At 70.0% G+C, this 16,298-nt stretch carries 19 protein-coding genes and 1 pseudogene; 4 read left to right on the forward strand and 16 right to left on the reverse strand.

Going from position 1 to position 16,298, the window contains the following annotated elements; genetic code table 11:
- The first annotated feature begins 970 nt into the window (after window positions 1-970).
- The gene (locus ACFV9J_RS22980; protein WP_385356727.1) at window positions 971-2,182 is read left to right on the forward strand and encodes a winged helix DNA-binding domain-containing protein; all 1,212 of its coding nucleotides are present in this window, start codon (window positions 971-973) and stop codon (window positions 2,180-2,182) included.
- A gap of 30 nt (window positions 2,183-2,212) precedes the next feature.
- On the opposite strand, the gene ACFV9J_RS22985 is transcribed toward ACFV9J_RS22980, so the two are convergent.
- The 4 genes and pseudogenes from ACFV9J_RS22985 to ACFV9J_RS23000 form a co-directional block, all read right to left on the reverse strand.
- A complete protein-coding gene (locus ACFV9J_RS22985) occupies window positions 2,213-3,031 on the reverse strand; it encodes a class I SAM-dependent methyltransferase (protein WP_385356728.1) in 819 nt (272 codons plus the stop codon).
- On the reverse strand, window positions 3,028-3,999 hold the full coding sequence (locus tag ACFV9J_RS22990; RefSeq protein ID WP_385356729.1) for a MerR family transcriptional regulator: 972 nt from the start codon (window positions 3,997-3,999) through the stop codon (window positions 3,028-3,030). The genes ACFV9J_RS22985 and ACFV9J_RS22990 overlap by 4 nt, the downstream gene beginning before the upstream one ends.
- 102 nt (window positions 4,000-4,101) lie before the next feature.
- Window positions 4,102-4,974, reverse strand: a complete 873-nt coding sequence (locus ACFV9J_RS22995) for an LLM class flavin-dependent oxidoreductase (RefSeq protein ID WP_385356730.1) — start codon at window positions 4,972-4,974, stop codon at window positions 4,102-4,104.
- Between the two features lie 87 nt (window positions 4,975-5,061).
- A pseudogene (locus ACFV9J_RS23000) lies at window positions 5,062-5,277 on the reverse strand (ATP-binding protein); the annotation flags it as partial.
- Between the two features lie 33 nt (window positions 5,278-5,310).
- Here ACFV9J_RS23000 and ACFV9J_RS23005 point away from each other — a divergent pair.
- Window positions 5,311-5,535: a hypothetical protein gene (locus ACFV9J_RS23005; RefSeq protein WP_385356864.1), complete on the forward strand. Its 225-nt coding sequence runs from the start codon at window positions 5,311-5,313 to the stop codon at window positions 5,533-5,535.
- Between the two features lie 38 nt (window positions 5,536-5,573).
- Here the strand turns inward: ACFV9J_RS23005 and ACFV9J_RS23010 are convergent, their stop codons facing one another.
- Together ACFV9J_RS23010 and ACFV9J_RS23015 are read right to left on the reverse strand one after the other, a co-directional pair.
- A complete protein-coding gene (locus tag ACFV9J_RS23010) occupies window positions 5,574-6,569 on the reverse strand; it encodes a hypothetical protein (protein ID WP_385356731.1) in 996 nt (331 codons plus the stop codon).
- A 35-nt stretch (window positions 6,570-6,604) separates the two neighbouring features.
- Window positions 6,605-7,273, reverse strand: a complete 669-nt coding sequence (locus tag ACFV9J_RS23015) for a hypothetical protein (RefSeq protein WP_385356732.1) — start codon at window positions 7,271-7,273, stop codon at window positions 6,605-6,607.
- Between the two features lie 240 nt (window positions 7,274-7,513).
- Between ACFV9J_RS23015 and ACFV9J_RS23020 the strand changes: the two genes are divergently transcribed.
- A complete protein-coding gene (locus ACFV9J_RS23020; RefSeq protein WP_385356734.1) occupies window positions 7,514-7,921 on the forward strand; it encodes a DUF192 domain-containing protein in 408 nt (135 codons plus the stop codon).
- A 111-nt stretch (window positions 7,922-8,032) separates the two neighbouring features.
- On the opposite strand, the gene whiG is transcribed toward ACFV9J_RS23020, so the two are convergent.
- Window positions 8,033-8,842: an RNA polymerase sigma factor WhiG gene (gene whiG / locus ACFV9J_RS23025; RefSeq protein WP_385356865.1), complete on the reverse strand. Its 810-nt coding sequence runs from the start codon at window positions 8,840-8,842 to the stop codon at window positions 8,033-8,035.
- A gap of 226 nt (window positions 8,843-9,068) precedes the next feature.
- Window positions 9,069-9,779 carry a hypothetical protein gene (locus tag ACFV9J_RS23030; protein WP_385356736.1) on the reverse strand — a complete coding sequence of 237 codons (711 nt, stop codon included), beginning with the start codon at window positions 9,777-9,779 and terminating at the stop codon, window positions 9,069-9,071.
- Between the two features lie 187 nt (window positions 9,780-9,966).
- Here ACFV9J_RS23030 and ACFV9J_RS23035 point away from each other — a divergent pair, with 187 nt between their 5' ends.
- Entirely contained in the window at window positions 9,967-10,179 is a 213-nt protein-coding gene (locus ACFV9J_RS23035; RefSeq protein ID WP_385356738.1) for a hypothetical protein, read from the forward strand.
- A 54-nt stretch (window positions 10,180-10,233) separates the two neighbouring features.
- Here the strand turns inward: ACFV9J_RS23035 and ACFV9J_RS23040 are convergent, their stop codons facing one another.
- The 8 genes from ACFV9J_RS23040 to ACFV9J_RS23075 all read right to left on the reverse strand — a co-directional run bounded on the left by ACFV9J_RS23040 (window position 10,234) and on the right by ACFV9J_RS23075 (window position 16,288).
- Window positions 10,234-10,758, reverse strand: a complete 525-nt coding sequence (locus tag ACFV9J_RS23040; protein ID WP_385356740.1) for a hypothetical protein — start codon at window positions 10,756-10,758, stop codon at window positions 10,234-10,236.
- Between the two features lie 6 nt (window positions 10,759-10,764).
- Window positions 10,765-11,385 (reverse strand): OmpA family protein, encoded by a 621-nt coding sequence (locus ACFV9J_RS23045; RefSeq protein ID WP_385356742.1) that lies wholly within the window; start codon window positions 11,383-11,385, stop codon window positions 10,765-10,767.
- 8 nt (window positions 11,386-11,393) lie between these two features.
- Window positions 11,394-11,978: a hypothetical protein gene (locus ACFV9J_RS23050; protein ID WP_385356744.1), complete on the reverse strand. Its 585-nt coding sequence runs from the start codon at window positions 11,976-11,978 to the stop codon at window positions 11,394-11,396.
- Between the two features lie 32 nt (window positions 11,979-12,010).
- Window positions 12,011-12,610 (reverse strand): pilus assembly protein TadG-related protein, encoded by a 600-nt coding sequence (locus tag ACFV9J_RS23055; protein WP_385356746.1) that lies wholly within the window; start codon window positions 12,608-12,610, stop codon window positions 12,011-12,013.
- Window positions 12,607-12,807 (reverse strand): Flp family type IVb pilin, encoded by a 201-nt coding sequence (locus ACFV9J_RS23060; RefSeq protein WP_385356748.1) that lies wholly within the window; start codon window positions 12,805-12,807, stop codon window positions 12,607-12,609. The genes ACFV9J_RS23055 and ACFV9J_RS23060 overlap by 4 nt, the downstream gene beginning before the upstream one ends.
- A gap of 262 nt (window positions 12,808-13,069) precedes the next feature.
- Window positions 13,070-13,972 (reverse strand): DUF5936 domain-containing protein, encoded by a 903-nt coding sequence (locus ACFV9J_RS23065; protein ID WP_385356750.1) that lies wholly within the window; start codon window positions 13,970-13,972, stop codon window positions 13,070-13,072.
- Between the two features lie 18 nt (window positions 13,973-13,990).
- Window positions 13,991-14,941 (reverse strand): type II secretion system F family protein, encoded by a 951-nt coding sequence (locus tag ACFV9J_RS23070; protein ID WP_385356752.1) that lies wholly within the window; start codon window positions 14,939-14,941, stop codon window positions 13,991-13,993.
- 9 nt (window positions 14,942-14,950) lie between these two features.
- Window positions 14,951-16,288, reverse strand: a complete 1,338-nt coding sequence (locus ACFV9J_RS23075) for a CpaF family protein (protein WP_385356754.1) — start codon at window positions 16,286-16,288, stop codon at window positions 14,951-14,953.
- Window positions 16,289-16,298: the final 10 nt, after the last annotated feature.

A 16,298-nucleotide genomic window follows, 5' to 3' on the forward strand; every position in this document is an offset into this window, starting at 1 on the left:
AGCCGACCGGTCGGAGGGCCGCCGGACGGTCGTCGTCAGGCAGGTCCCTGGGGCCGCCCTGCACTGGCGCGGACCGCGGACCGGTCCTCCGCCGCGTCTTCCGTGCCGTGACCGCACGGTGGGGCTGGTGCAAAGGGCCTCCCGGGCGGACGGCTCCGTGCCGTCCGCTGAGATCCGACACCCGTGGTTCGGGCGTCGACCTGCTTGGCTTATGCCCTCGAACAAGCGCCGCCATGCCACGACACAGGACGGCGCACCGGTGAACTCCTCGTTACGGGCGTACCGCTCGCAGGCGCCGCCCGGCCGGGCAGAAAAAACGGGCCGGTCCGTGGGGGGGGATACGGACCGGCCCGAGGGGGGGTTTCCACCATAACCCTTCGTAAGTGATGCTGCGTGCATCGGCGTGCCACAACTACTCTCCGGAGTTGCCCGGCGACGTCCGGATGACCGCGGAAGCCCATATTCCGGCCTGAACGGTGGCCAAATCACTGCGCGCCTTCGGGCGGGCGGTGATGCGCGTGCGACTGGTGTGGCGCGGCGGCGCCGCCGACCGGCGTGACGGGGTGGAAGTCCGCTTCGCCCGTCCGGGTGACGCGACCGGCACGGCCGGCTTGACCGGGGCCGGTCCGGTGGCCGGCCCGGCGACGGCGGCGACCGGTCCGGCGACTGATCCGGCACCGCGCAGCCCCCTCCACTGCGCGGTGCCACGCGCGCAGCTTTGCTCACGCGAATTACCTGGCTCCGAACCTACGCGACCGGGCGGGTCGTTTTCGACTCGAAGAGGACATCGATGAATAACGATGTGGAAACCCTGTGAGGATCGACGGGTGATTGCGTACCCTGCCTCCGCACACACGGATGTTTGCGAAGGTGCGCCACTTGAGCCCGGAAGATCCACCCCCGGACGACCGAGGGCGACCCCGGACGACCGAGGACGGAATCCGTCCTACTTCTCACCTAACGTCGCCTCATGACGAAGACGACGGGGATCACTTGGGCCGCGGCGAGCGCACGACGCCTGGAACGGCAGTTCCTGGCCAGGCGGGCCCGAACGGGCACGTCCGTCGCCGACGTGGCCGCCGCGATGCTCGGCGTCCACGCCCAGGTACTGTCCGCGGCCGAGCTGTCGGTCGGCCTGCGGGCCGACGGCGTGACCCGCACGGACGTACGCGACGCCCTGTGGCCCACCGCTCCGCCCACGCCCACGCCCGCGCACGTGCCCGCGCCCGCGCTGGTGAAGACGCACGGCCCGCGCGGCACGGTGCATCTGCTCCCGCCCCGCGACCTCCCCATGTGGTGCGCCGCGCTCCCCGCGATCCCGTCCGGCACGGCCGCCTTCCCCACCGACGTACGCCTCACCGGGGAGCAGGCCGGGCAGGTCGTGGCCGCGATCGCCGACGCGCTCGACGGCGCCTTCCTGACCATCGACGAACTCGGCGAGGAGGTCGTCGCGCGCACCGGCCCCTGGGCCGGCGACCTGGTCATGCCCGCCTTCCAGACCATGTGGCCGCGCTGGCGCCAGGTCCTGCACCGGGCGGGCCAGTGCGGCGCCCTGTCCTTCGGCCCGAACCGCGGCCGCAGGGTGACGTACACCCGGCCGCCCCACTTCACCCCGCTGCCGCCCGAGGAGGCGTCACGGCTCCTCGTACGCCGATACCTGTACGCGTACGGACCGGCGACGCCCCAGCACTTCGCCCGCTGGCTGGCCGCACCACCCGGCTGGGCGAAGGCCCGCTACGCCGAGCTGGCCGCCGCGGGCGAGATCGAGCAGGTCCGCTTCGAGGGCGCCCCGGCGTGGGTGGCGGCGGGCGACACCGGCTTCCCCGACGCCGCGGAACGGGACGAACCGCTGCGCGGGGTGCGGTTGCTGCCGTACTTCGACGCGTACGTCGTCGCCGCCCAGCCGCGGGAACTGCTCTTCCCGGGGGCCGCCTACCGGCGGGCGCTGGCGGGCGGGCAGGCGGGCAACTTCCCGGTGCTCCTGGTCGACGGGGTCGCGGCGGGCGTCTGGCACCAGCGCCGCCGGGGCCGCCGTACGACGGTCACGGTCGAGCCGCTGGCCCGCCTGACGGCACGACAGGAACGCGAGCTGGCGGACTGCGCGGAACGGGTGGGGGCCGTACTGGAGGCGGCGGCGGCGGAGCTGGTGATCGGAGAGGTGACGGTGGGGGCGCACGCGTGAGGACGCGGGCCCGGGCCCGGCAGATGGGTGTCAGGGCCGCGCGCCGGGCCCGCCCGTGGCATCCGGCTTGCGCACGTCGAAGAGATGACGGGAGCTGTGGGCGACGAAGGGCCCGTCGGCCTCGATGCGTTCGTGCAGGTCGCGCAGCCGGTCCCGGTACGCCTCGACGGTGAACCCGGGGACCATCCACACCACCTTGCGCAGAAAGTGGACCACGGCACCGATGTCGAGGAACTCCATCCGCAGCCGCTCCGCCCGCAGCTCGACCACCTCCAGGCCGACCGCCTCGGCGTCGGCGCGCTCACGCTCGGGGTCACGGTGCCGGCGGCTGTCCTCGGGCAGCGGCCCGAGGAAGTACTCGATGAGTTCGAAGACGCTGGCAGGCCCGACGTGCTGGGCGAAGTAGGTGCCGCCGGGCGTGAGCACGCGGGCCACCTCGGCCCAGTGCGGCTCGACGGGGTGCCGGCTCACGACCAGGTCGAAGGCGCCGTCCGCGAAGGGCAGGGGCGCGTCGTCGGCCGAGGCGACCACCGTGACTCCGCGCGGACGCAGCAGCCGGGTGGCCTGGGCGGCGTTGGGCGCCCAGCCCTCGGTGGCGGCGACGAGCGGGGCCCGGTGGGGGCCGGCGGCTTCGAGGGCGAAGTCCAGCACCTCCCCTCCCCCGGTCTGCACGTCCAGTACGGCGGTGGCCCCGGCCAGCCGCCCGGCCATGGACCGCGCGTACCCCCAGGAGGGCCGGGCCTCGGTGGCCCGCCCCTCGAACCAGGAGAAGTCCCACCCTTCGGTGGGGACGGCGGCACCTTCGGCCACGAGGCGCTCGAAGGGTGCGGGGTGGGCAGGGGGCGTCATGAAGAAGGCTCCGCTCGATAGCTTTGGGGGGCGGTGATGTCTGGGGCTGCTTGTTCTGCGGCTCGTTCTGCGGGTGTTTCTGTTTCTGCGGCCAGTTCCATACAGCGCCGGCGGGCTGGGGAGAAGTCGTAGGGCATCCAGCCGGTGGCTTCGAACGCGCTGACGGAGTCGGCCTCGCCCCCATCGGCGGTGGCAGGGTGCGAGGTGTCCCAGGCGTCGAAGAGGGCATCGTCGTCCGCACCCAGGCCGGACTCCTCGATGGCGGCCTCCAGGGCGCTTTCGAAGGCGCGCCGCTCGACGGCCACTTGCGCGACCCGGGGATCATCGACGGCGACACTGTCGTCGAGTGCCTCCTCGGCGTCGTCGACGCGGTCGGACTCCTCCCGCAGAGTGGGATGCGTGGCCAGGACGACGAAGCGGGTGGCCTGCACGGCCGCGCCGAGCGGGCCGAGGATCCGCTCAGTGACCAGCAGACTGTCCAGGTCCGCCTGACGCAGGGAGCCCTCGGGCAGGCTCCTGAGGCGTTCGGTGACGAAGTCGGAGAGCAGGCCCGTCCGGCTGCCTTCGGTGCGCATCCGCCGCACGGCGGCCCGCTGCCGCCGCAATTCCGCCTCCCGCGCGGCGAGGGTCTCCTCCAACCGCTCCAGGATGCCCGCGACGCCTTCTGCGCTGTCACCACCGCCGGGAGCCGTGCCGGTGGCAAAGCCGGTGGCGGAGGCGGTGGCAGAGGCGGTGCCAAAGGCGTCACGGATGTCGTCCAGGGCGACGCCGGCGTCGGCCGTCCTGCGGATCCACAGCAGGCGGATCATGTCCTCGTACCCGTAGCGGCGGCGGCCGTCGCCGCCCCGCTCGGGCTCGGGGAGCAGGCCGATCTCGTGGTAATGCCGGATCGCCCGTGGCGTGCTGCCGACGAAGGCCGCCGCGTCACCGATCCTGACCCGGCGGGGTGGCATGAAGGACGAACGCATGAGCAGGGACCCTTCCTCACGGCATCGGGACGTAGGTCCACCGGACCACATGCCGCTACGGAAGGTGCAACCCGTACGGCACGAGGCCACCGTCAGCGACCCTCAGGCCACCAACGGCCGGACCCGCTCGGCGGCGAACCGGACGAACCCCTCCGGATCGGGCTCGTCCCCGGTCGGCTGGAGGATCACGGTGTCGGCCCCGGCCTCGGCCAACCGCCGCACGGCGTCCGCGACGGCCTCCGCGTCTCCGGCGACCCCGAGATCCGGCACCGCCCCGACGCCCTCGGCGACCAGTTCGGCCCGGAGCCGGTCGTGGGCACCGGCTCCGGTGGCGGCGAGGAGGTACACGACGACCCTGTGCGCTTCCGTCCGCCCGCTCGCCGCCCGCCCTTCGTCGATGAGCCGCCGGGCACGGCGCACTCCGTCGGGCGGAGTGTTCGCGGTGAGCACGGTGCCGTCGGCGGCCTCACCGGCCAGCCGCAGCGAGCGCGGCCCGGTGGCGCCGGCGAGCACCTCGACGGGCTGCTCCGGCGGCCAGTCCAGCGCGACGTCGTCGAGTCGGACGTAGCGCCCCGTGGACGTCACCCGCCCGCCCCCCAACAACGCCCGCAGCGCCACGAGATACTCCCGCAGCAGCGTCAGGGGCGACTCGGCCCGGGCCCCGACCTGTCCCATCCAGTCCTGCACCCCGTGTCCCACGCCGAGGACGGGGCGGCCGGGGAACATCCGGTGCAGCGTGGCGGCCTCCATCGCGGTGACGGCCACGTTCCGCAACGGCACGGGCAACAGCCCGACCCCGACCCGCACCCGCTCGGTCCACGCGAGGGCGGCGGCGGCCGTGGAGATCCCGCCCTCCCGGAAACAGTCCTCCCACAGCCACAGCTCCTCGAGCCCCACCTCATCGGCGACCCGAGCCACGGCACGGAGCCGCTCGGGGGCGAGCTGGGGGCGGAACACGGCACCGAGTCCAGTCATGCGGCCTTCCTACCTTCGGCCGAGGGCCCCGTTCAACACCATTACGAGGGCGTGGCCCGGTGTCGAGCCGGGCTCACGTCACGTACTTCAGCGCACTGTCTCCTTCGGCAGCACCGCCCACATGCGCGTCCCACCGCCCGGTTCGCGAGCATCGCCGAATCCCCAGTCTCCGCGGCAGGCCCGGACGACGCAGGCCATGACCCGAAGCGCCGACCGCCGCCGGGCTTCGCAGGCGGCGGCGAGGCGCGGGTGGATGTGGCGGGGATGGCCGTCGAAAAGGATCAGTCGAAGGGCCTCGTCTCGACTCACAGACAGCCTCGCGTGATCTCGTCCGACATGTCGTCCGTGAGTTCTGAGGAGATCGCTACCGTGTCAGGCGTCAACTGGGAAGAGCCCTTCTGCGGCGAGGGTAACAATTGCTTCCGCATAGGTACCGATGACGAAGACAACGCCTACATCGCCATCGCCGGGCAGGAAGACCGCCCCCTCACCGACCGCCGCGAAGCTCTTCGGTCGCTCATTCTCGAGATCAAGGCGGGCAAGGCGGACCACCTCCTCTGAGCGCCTTCCAAGAGCTTGATCCGGACTGGCGCGAACGATCAGCGGTTGACGGCCTGGATCTCCTGGACGACGACGTCCTGGGTGGCGCCGAACGTACCGTCGGGCAGGTCTCCCCCCGCGCCGCCGGTGCCGGTCCAGTGGATCTCCCACGTGACCGTCGCCTGGAGCGGGAACGTGCCGTCGCCCGAGGAGCGCAGGTACTTCACCCCGCACGGCGGTGTGTCGTCCGCCCTCCCCTTCTCGTACGGAGCGCCGATACGGCCGTCCTTGATCGCGCAGACTCCCGATGCCGGGTAGATCTCGGCGTCCGGGGTGCCCGGCTCGATCTGCAGCGAGACCGGCTCAGCCGTGGCCGTCGCCTCGATGCCGATCTCCTCCACGGACGCGGTGACCGAGACCGGCTTGAACTCGGCACCGTCCAGCCACGCCCACGTCGGAAGGTTCACCTTGGTCGCCCCGGCAGGCGCCAGCGTCACCTCGGTCCCGGGGACGCGGATCTCCGCGTAGGCGAGTTCGGCGAGGACCTCCGGGGTGACGGCGTTCTCCTTGTCCGCGGGTGGCGGGTCACCCTTGTCCACCCAGAAGTATTCCGTGTCACACTTGTCCCAGCCGGGCGGGTAACTCTTGTTCACGTACGAGCCCCACCAGAAGCCCTTGCCCGTCTTGTCCTTGTTGAAGCCCTTTTTCTCATCCTTCGCGTTGTACTTCTCGCGCTGCTTGGCATCCCACTCGTATCCCGTGGACTCGGCCTCCCAGATCGGTTCCAGGTAATCCTGCAACTCCTTGGGCGTGTACTTCGGGGCGTACCAGCAAGCCGGTGGACTCCAGGACGTGGACGACGTCATCGCACCGACCGAGTCACCGCTCCCGTTCTTGGAACGATCGAAGACGACACCACCCACGGTGACCGAAACGGTCCCGTCGTCGCCGGTGTCGGCACGCTGCTCCGTTCCCGAGTTCTGCGTGTTGCCGTCCAGAATGTCGTCGGCGCGTGCCTGTCCGGGCAGGACGAGAACGGAGAGACATGCGCTCACCACGAGCGTGGCCGGTAGTGCCTTCACTGCATGTGTCAGGGCTGGCACTTGGCACTCCCACTCTCCGAAGCGATCTCCTGGATCTCCCACACGCCTTCCTCGTTCTTCTTCAGCGACGTGTGGTAGATGACGTAGCTCTTCGCAGACACCTCGGTCTTCCTGACCTTGTTGGTCTTGAGGTACTTCACATACGCCTTGCCCTGGTCTTCGCAGTACGTGAAGGAAGCGGTACCGTCCCCATCGACCGCTACTTGAGGGGCATAGAAGCGGTAGCTCCCCGTGAGTCCTGCCTTCTGGTCAACATAGTTCTGGATGAACTTCTGCGTGCCGGCGGCAGCCTCGCCCTCGTAGTAATAGAGATACGCCTTGTCGAGTGCGTCCTGGTTGACAATGGCCAAGTCCACGGCCTTAATGGACTGTTCGGTGTCGTCAAGGATCGCGTCCTTATCCTTGTCCCCCGACTTTGGCCACTCGAACGTGTAGGAGAGATCAGCCGGAAGTTCGATCTTCGGCCTACCGGCCTTCGACGGCTCGGAAGAAGTCGGCGAGGCGGACGGGGTAGTGCTACCCGTTTCCACCCCTGCGATCTTGTCCTCACCCTCCCCCTTGCCGGAACTGTCGTCGCTGCCGCACGCGGACAGCGTCAAGGCCGCTGTGGCGGTCAGCGTGAGCGCTGCGAGGAGGGTGGGGCGGCGGCGATTCACTGTAGGCTCCTGGGTGGGACGAGGCTTTTCTTCAGCGAAGCAACGCTATCCACCGGGGACGGACGGCACCAGAGTGACACCTGTCTCGCCCTGGCCACCCGGGAGTTCAAACCCTCTGCACTTGTGGCTTCTTGGGCCATAACGGTTCCGTAACGCACCGGAAGCAGCAAAGGGCTCCGGCTGTCGTCTGCGTGGCAGATACCTTCAGCGAGGTGACAGGGCTGAACGGAGGGCAGCTGCATGGGACGGCAGAGGTGGCGGAACGGGGTGGGGATTCTGGCCGTGGTGGGGCCGGACGGCGAGCGCGTTCGTGTTCCGCTGGAGGTCGCGAGCTCGTACCGCGCACGGACCAAAGGGCTGTTGGGGCGCGACTCGGTCGACGGGGCGATGCTGCTGACCCCCGCCAGCGGTGTGCACACATTCCGGATGCGGATGGACATCGACGTGGCCTACCTCGACCGGCGGCTCAACGTCGTCGCCGTGCGCACGATGCGGCCGGGCAGGCTGGGGCTGCCCCGGCTGCGGGCGCGGCACGTGCTGGAGGCGGAGGCCGGGGCGATGGGTGAGTGGGGGGTTCGGGTGGGGGCGCGGGTGGAGGTCGTGGAGGGCTCGGCCGAGTCGGCCGGCGGAGTCGGTCAGCAGGACTAGTCGTTCGTGACGTCGGCACCGAGCCGACCGCGCGGCGCCTCGCCGAGCGGGCCCGATCGTTCAAGACCGCGCGGGAAGACCCTCCGGACGGCGTCGCCGCCCGGCACGGCGTCAGCGGCCGAAGCCCGCCAGCTTGGCGCGCAGTTGCAGCACCGACTTGGTGTGGATCTGGCTGACCCTGCTCTCGGTCACACCCAGCACGTTCCCGATCTCGGCGAGCGTGAGGCCCTCGTAGTAGTACAGCGTGACGACGGTCTTCTCGCGCTCCGGCAGCGTGTTGATCGCCCGGGCCAGGAACCGCCGCAGCTCACGGTCCTCGGCGACCTCCACCGGGTTGTCGGCGGCGGTGTCCTCCAGGGTGTCCATCAGGCTCAGCCGGTCGCCGCCCTCGCCGCCCGCGTGCAGCAGTTCCTCCAGGGCCACCACGTTGGCCAGCGACAGCTGACTGAAGACCGCGTGGAGGTCCTCCACCGCGATCCCCAGCTCCACGGCGACCTCGCTCTCCGAGGGGGTGCGGCGCAGGCGCGCCTCCAGCGTCGCGTACGCCCGCTCCACGTTGCGCGCCTTCTGCCGCACCGACCACGGAATCCAGTCCAGCGCCCGCAGTTCGTCGATCATCGCGCCCCGGATCCGGGTGATCGCGTACGTCTCGAACTTGATCTCCCGGTCGACGTCGAACTTCTCGATGGCGTCGATCAGGCCGAACACCCCGGAGGAGACGAAGTCGGCCTGCTCGACATTGGGCGGCAGTCCCACGCTGACCCGGCCCGCCACGTACTTCACGAGGGGCGAGTAGTGCAGGATCAGCTGTTCCCGCAGCCGCTCGTCACCGGTCGCCTTGTACGACCGCCACAACTCCGGCAGAGAGGGCGGAACTCCGGGAGACGGGCTCGGGCCGGTCGGGGAGCCTCCGTCGGTCAGGACGGTTCCCGGGTGTGCGCCGGCAACGCTCTCGGCGGCACCCTGGCGCCGGACGCGGCGCGGTCGTGCACCTGCGGCCCGCTCCACGCTCCCGGCAGAAGACTCCCGGGCCTCGGCCAACCCCACCACGCTCTCGGCACGGGTGTCAGTAGTGCGCCGACGCAGCGTACGTGCCCCCCGAGTGCCCAGGGAGGACTGCTCGAGGAGTTCTTCAAAGGTCCGGTTGTCATCCATGCCGCCACTCCCCCTCACTGCTCTTCGCCTTCTTGCGCCACCGGTACAGGAGTGCCTCGATCACACGGGTCGAGCAAGCGTCCAGCAGTTCCCGGATCTCGTCGTGCGTGTAGTCGGCCAAGGCGCTCGCGGTCACCGCCGTGCGGGTGCGCGGGTCGGCGATGGTCTCGATCACCTGCCGGGCCCACAGGCCCCCGAGCGCCTCCTGCTCCGCGCTCGGGGCGACCTGGTACCTGGCCTGATGCGCCTGTTCCCGGTGCACGGCACGCCGGTAGCGGTCCTCGCCCGCTCTGTACAGTCGGAACTCGTTCGGGAACGCTCTCAGACAGGCACCCATGAAGTAACTGGTCAGGCCGGCTCCTCCGTCGTAGGTCCAGCCTCCCTCGATCAGCGCGGTCTGCCTGAAGCGGGGCAGCGCCCGGGCCACGGTCAAGTTCGCCAGCTCCTCGCGCAGATCGCCGTCGCGGCGCAGCTCCTCCCTTTCCATCTCGGTGGGTTGGACTCCGAAGCCGGTCTGCCGGGCGAGGTTGAAGACCTGCCCGGAATGCAGCCACGCGCACAGGACGGAGAGGGCGTAGCGCACGAGTTCGTTCTGGAACCGCTCGTAGTCGGGGCCCTCGAACCCGCTCTTGGCAAGGTGTTTGAGGAGCAGTTCGTCGGCAGCGCGACGCTCACGGCTGTCCCGGGTCTCGTCCCCCTGCATCGGCCTCCCTTCAGGTCGTACCCACGGGTGTTAGGTGCGGCCCTCGGATCCACCCCACGCGCGTGCGGCGAGATGACCTGAACGGGCGATGTGTGGGAGGTGTGCGTGGGGTTCTCGTGTCGATGCGATCTAGGAACGGCGGCATCACAGCATCTGTTTCAGCCCTCTGTTCCCCCAGGAGCCGTCCGTGCGTTCGTCCGATCACAGCTCGCCGCCCGGGACTCCGGGTCCGTTCCTGACCCTGCACACCGCGCTGGTGCTGCTCACCGCCGTCGTCATCGGGCTCGTCGTGGGCGGCCTGGCCTGGCTGAGTGGCAGTCCGGTCGCCGGATCGGTCCTCGTGGGGCTGGTGAGCTCGGGGGGCAGCGTTCCGGTGCTGCGATCCCTCATCGGTACCTGAAGCACCGGCTCTTCGTGGTACCTGCGGTGCGTCCGGCCGAGCCGGTGTCGCGCGTCACGGGGACACGATGTGGAGGAGTGCCGTGCCGTCCGTGCCCGTCGTCGCCTGGATCACCACGGCGTCGGGCCGCGGGCTCGGGCGGGTGCTGTCGAGGGTGCCGCAGGAGTTGCCGCTGCCACGATCGCGAAGGTAGGTGAGGCAGCCTTGGCCCGGGCCGCTCGCGCCGCCCTTGGACCGGGTGTTGCCGGACTTCACCTCGTACTCGATCTCGTTCGGGCCGACGGTCGTCACCGAGAGCGTTGCCCGGCCGTCGTCGCCCGGTCCCCGGAAGTGGATGGTCACGGGCTCGGTGATCGCGATCTCGCAGTTGCCGTCGGAGCAGGCCGCTGCCGCGGAGGAGGGGGAGGGGGGTGCAGGGGTGGCGCGGGACGGCGTGGGGCGGTCCCGGGGCGTTCGGGGTGGCTCGTCGTCTGCCTCGTGGGTGCTGCCGCACGCGGTCGTCGTGAGGGCCGCCAGCGCCGCGAGGGCCGTCAGGGCGGTGCGGGTGGGACGTGGGCGGGGGTGCATTGGGTACCTCATGGTGCGTCAGGGCTCCGTGCGGGGGAAGGAGACCTCGACCCTGCGGTTCTTCTTGCGGCCGGCCTCCGTCGAGTTGTCGGCGATGGGGTACTGCTCGCCGTAGCCGCGGACCTCGTAGGTGATGCCGGCGTCGTTGAGGGACTGGGACAGGACGTCGTGTACGGCGTTGGCTCGGCGTTTGGAGAGTACGTCGCCGTGGGCGGAGGAGCCGAGGTCGTCGGTGAAGCCGAACACGCGGACTCTTGTGGCGTTCTGGGTCCTGATCTCGTCGGCGATGCCTCTGATGCGGGACTTCGCCTCCGCGCCGAGCTTCGAGCTGTCCTTGCCGAACAGCACCTCGGCCTGGAGCGCGAGCGTCACGCTGGTGTTGGTGTCCTCGCGGCGTTCGTCGCCGCTCTGCTCCTCCACGACCGACTTGATGTCCAGCACCTTCGCCTGCGCGAGCGTGGCCCCGTCCGGGAGCTTCAGGTCGGGGTCGTTGGGGTCCACCTCCACGGGGGCGGTGGCGGAGGGTTCGGTGCCCGGGGGGTCGTTGGGGTCGTCGTCGGCGTGGGCGGTGGTGGTGCCGTAGACGGTCGAGGCGAGCATGAGGGTGACTGCGGCCAGCAGGCGTGGGGGTGAGGTCATGGTGTGCCTCACCCGGAGATCTCGACGGTGCCGGTCGTGAACATCGGCAGCTGGAGCGTCACCTCGGCCGTGTCGGCGGGGGGCGCGGGGAACTGCATGAACACCGGCAGGGACTCGCCCGTCTTCAAGGCAGGGAAATTGGTGGTCGTGAGTGGCCGCCCGTCCGTGTCACGCAGCACGTAGTAGCGCTTCTTGCCCTTGGAATCCACCAGAGTGGCACCACCGAGAGAGCTGCCGTTCCGGATGATCTCGGTCTCGTTGCCACTCAGCTGAGCGGGGACATTGACGGTCTTCTCACCATCGTTCTTCAGGTCGCCACTGATCGTGATGAAACCACCCGCATCCCGCTCCGCGGCGGTGATCTTCAGGAACAGGCCACTGGGCCCCTTCAGCTCCGCCAGCGTCTCGCCCGAATCGCCCTCCTGAGCGTCCGGCTTCGACTCGCTGCTCTTGGAAGCGGCCGTCGACGACTCCGGCTTGTCGTCATCGCTTCCGCCTCCACCACCACAGGCCACCAGGCCGAAGGCCAGCACGATGGCAACGGGCCATGCGGGCAGCCCTCCTCGCGCCCTTGTTGTGAACCGAATGCTCATGACTCGCTTCCTTCGTCCTCGTCGTTCGCTTGTCAACTATCGGCCAGGTGAACGTCGAACAGATCCTCGGGCTTCGGCAGGTCGGAGAGATCGTCCGGCTTGAGATCCCAGTCCTCGCCGCCCTTACAGATGAGGCTCGGCAGCGCATCGGCTTCGGCATCCTCGGCGGGCGGCTTGAGCGAGCAGCGGGCTTCTATGACGGCCGTCGCACTCTCCGTCGCCTTCTGGTCCTCTGTGCCCGGCACGATGGTGTCGCCGACCGTGTCATTGGTCTCGGCGGAGACGCTGTAGCCCAGAAGGCCATCCGGTGCGCAGTCCACCCCCGCGCCGTTGCGCGCCGCCAGTTCGTGGGCACGCCAACACGCGTTGGGAACGGCCACCTTCCCCTCGAAGATGTCCTGCCAAGAGTCCGGCTCCCGGACGTTGTCGAGCCACTGGTCCGCGAGGCGGTCCCGGGTTTCGAGAGCCGCCGCGAGCGCCGCAGCGTCTGCTGCCGTCTGCGCCTCGCTACGAGTTCCTGCAGCCTGGCCGACCGCGAAATACGCGAGCGCGAGAAGGAGCAGGCCCCCCACCACCGTGATGTAGATAGGGAAAGCCTGCCCTGCGTCGTCGTATACACGTGCCGGCGTCAACCGCCGGTGACCTCGGTGATCTTGTCCTTGATCGCGTTGTAAATCGTCTGCCCGATGTCCGTCCCCGTGATCGCCAGCACGATCGCCACCACCACGGCGATGATGCCCAGGTACTCCACCGCCGTCTGGCCCTTGTCGTGTTGGGTGGTGAGGCGGGTGTGCAGGTGTGCGGCGGCGGTGTGGAGCCAGTTGGTCATGGTGTTCCCCTCCAGGGTGGGCGAAGCCGTGTTGCTCGTGCGGGTGGGCGGCGGTGATCTGCTGGCTGGTCGTGCCGGACGTCAGGGCGTCCACGATCTCCACCTCCCTCGCGCTCGGTTGGGACCTCGACCTGTCGGGAGTACCAGGTATCGACTGTCCCACAATGGATTGCAAGTGCGAAAGGTATTGCGGTGAAGTGAGGCCAATGGGTTGTTGGGGGGCGATAGTTGTCTTCTCCTGTTCATGTGCAGTCGCACTCCCCTACTCCCCCGTGATCGTTCCGAAGTCCGTCCCCGAGCCCAGGATCAGGCCGGCGCCGAGGAGGATCATCGTGGCCGGGACCATGAAGGTCGTGATCATCAGCGTGGCCTTGGGGACCGCGCGGGCGGCCTTGCGGCGGGCGTTCTGCGCGTCCGTGCGGCGCATGTCCTTGGCCAGCGAGACCAGGGTGTCGACGATGGGGGCGCCCAGTTCCTCGCCCTGCTGGAGTGCCGTCACGAACATCGCCACCTGTTCGGAGTCGTTGCGCCGGCGCAGCTCCGTGAAGGCTTCGCGGCGGCTCATGCCGAGGTCCATCTGGCGGAGCGTGATGCGCAGTTCGTCGGCCCAGGGGCCCTCGTAGCGCGTGGACACCCGGTCCAGGGCCTGGCGGAAGCCCAGGCCCGCGCTGACCACGACCGCGAGGACGTCCAGGAAGTCGGGCAGCGTGCGCTCGATGACGTCCTTGCGGATGCGGATCGCCGACCAGATGCCCACCTCCGTCCAGAACGCGCCGAAGGCGAGGAGCAGGAGGGCCACCAGGTATTGGCCTCGGAGGAGGAAGACCAGGAAGCCCAGCGCGCCCAGGGCGCCGTAGACCGCGCGGCGGGCGGCGTAGCGGTCGATGGTGAGGCCGCCGGGGTTGCCGGCCAGGTCGATCCTGCGGCGGTAGCGGGCGACCAGGGCCGGGCCCATCAGGCGCAGTACGGCGGGGGCGTAGCGCATGCCCATGCGGTCGATGAGGGAGTGCGCCGCGCCGGTGCGGGTGGCACCGACCTCCAGGGCGAGGGCGAGGTCGTCGGGGAGTTTCGCCTCCGCCCGGTACATGCGGATGCCGGCGAAGACGCCCGAGACGGCCAGGGCCATGAGGAGGGCGAGGAGTATGCCGGGGAGTTCGAGGCCCATGTCCTTGTCTTCCCCCTCTCAGACGTCGATGCGGGACAGGCGGCGGATGAGGACGAAGCCGACGGCGTAGAGCGCGAAGGCGGTGATCACGGCGGCCTGGCCTGCCGGGGAGCCCGTCATGCGTTCCAGGGCGCCGTCCTTCACCCCGTTCATCAGGAGCAACGAGCCGATGCCCAGGACGGGGACGGCGTACGACGTCATCGTGACCTGGGAGAGCTGGGTGCGGACCTCGCGCCGGGTCTCCTTGCGTTCCTCCAGGGTCTCCGTCAGGTTGCGCAGCGCGCCGACCACCTGGCCGCCGGCGCGGTTGGACAGCACGAGGGTGGTGACCAGGACCACCAGTTCGCGGGAGGGGAGGCGGTCGGCGAGTTCGCCGAGGGCGTCGTCCATCGAGGCCCCGATGGCGAGTTGGTCGGCCACCTTGCCCAGTTCCTCGCCGGCCGGGGCCTCCAGTTCCTCCGCGGCCATGCCGATGGCGGTGCGCAGGGCGAGGCCGGCCTGGGTGGCGTTGGCGAGGATGCGGGCGAGTTCGGGGAGCTGGTTGATGAACTTCTCGATGCGTTTCTGGCGTTGCCAGTTGAGGAACTGGATCGCCACGCCGATGCCGAGGAGGCCCGCCAGGGGGCCGAAGAAGGGGGCCAGGGCCGCCTGGCCGATCAGCCACAGGCCGGCGACCGTCGCCACCATGTACGCGAAGAACTCGCCGGGGGTCACGTCCAGGCCGGTCGCCGACAGGCGGCGTTCCAGGTTCCGGCCCAGTCCGGTACGGCGCAGGCGGCGGTCCAGGGTCGGGAAGCGGCGTCGGCGTCCGGCCGCCGGTGCCTGGCCGGTCGCGGTGAGGCGGTCGACCAGGGCCGCGCGCTGCGCCTTGCCGGCGGCGTAGGAGTGCAGGCCGACGACCGCCAGGACGCAGGTCAGCAGCGTGATGCCGGTGGTGAGCGTGACGAGCGTGTCGAGTTCCGGTTCCATCGGGCGGTCCTACCTGGCTTCTCGGGTGGTGAGCTGGTCCGGTGTGTGGGCCACACCGAAGGCCTGCGGGATGGGCTGGCCCGCCATGTAGAGGCGTTCGGCGGTGCGGTGCGGGAGCGGGTGGTACTCGTACGCGCCGAGGACGCGGCCGTCGGCGGTCATCGGGCGGGCGTTGAAGCGGGCGACCGTGGCCAGGCGGTAGGGCTCGCCGCCGTGGCTGGCCAGCAGGGCGATCTCGGTGATGCGGCGGGCGCCGTCGGCGAAGCGGGTGAGCTGGATCAGGACGTCGACGGAGCTGTTGATCTGGTCGTGCAGGGCGACGAAGGGGATTTCGACGTCGGACATCGAGGCCAGGGTCTGCAAGCGCATCAGCGCGTCCTCCGCGCTGTTGGCGTGGACGGTGGCCAGCGAGCCGTCGTGGCCCGTGGACATGGCCTGGAGCATGTCCAGGGACTCGCCGCCGCGCACCTCGCCGACGACGATGCGGTCGGGGCGCATGCGCAGCGAGTTGCGGACCAGGTCGCGGATGGTGATGCGGCCCTGGCCCTCGACGTTGGGCGGACGGGACTCCAGGCGGATGACGTGCGCCTGCTGGAGCTGGAGTTCGGCCGAGTCCTCGATGGTGATGATGCGGTCGGATTCGGGGATGAGGCCGGAGAGGGCGTTGAGGAGGGTGGTCTTCCCAGTGCCGGTCGCGCCCGAGACGATGATGTTGAAGCGGGCCTGCACGAGGCCTGCCAGCAGGTAGAGCATGTTCTCGTCGAGCGAGCCGAGGCCGATCAGCTCCTGGAGGGTGAAGGAGCGGGGGAAGCGGCGGATGGTGAGGGTGGCGCCGGTGAGGGAGAGCGGCGGGATGATGACGTTGACCCGCTCGCCGGAGGGGAGGCGGGCGTCGACCATCGGGTTCGACTCGTCCACCCGGCGGTTGACCGTCGAGACGATGCGCTCGATGGTCTGCATCAACTGGTCGTGGGAGGCGAAGCGGAGGGGCAGCTGCTCGACGCGGCCGGCGCGTTCGACGAAGATCGCGTCGGGGCCGTTGACCATGATCTCCGTGATCGAGGCGTCCTCGAGGAGCGGTTCCAGGATGCCGAGGCCGAGGGCCTCGTCGACGACCCGGCGGATCAGCTGGGAACGTTCGAGCGTCGAGAGGACCGGGCCCTCGCGGCTGATGATGTGCCCGAGGACCCGCTCCAGTCGGGCCCGGCGCTCGGCCATCGCGAGCGCGCTCATCTCGGCGAGGTCGATCTCCTCCAGGAGTTTGGCCCGGTAGGAGGCGACCAGGTGTCCGTCCTCGCCCCGGCTGCCGTGCTCCTCGGGGGAGTGGATGCGTGCGCGCAGGCTCATGCGTCCTTCG

Origin of the sequence: Streptomyces sp. NPDC059906 (assembly GCF_042730645.1) — a bacterium.
In the GTDB taxonomy this organism is placed as follows: domain Bacteria; phylum Actinomycetota; class Actinomycetes; order Streptomycetales; family Streptomycetaceae; genus Streptomyces; species Streptomyces rubrogriseus.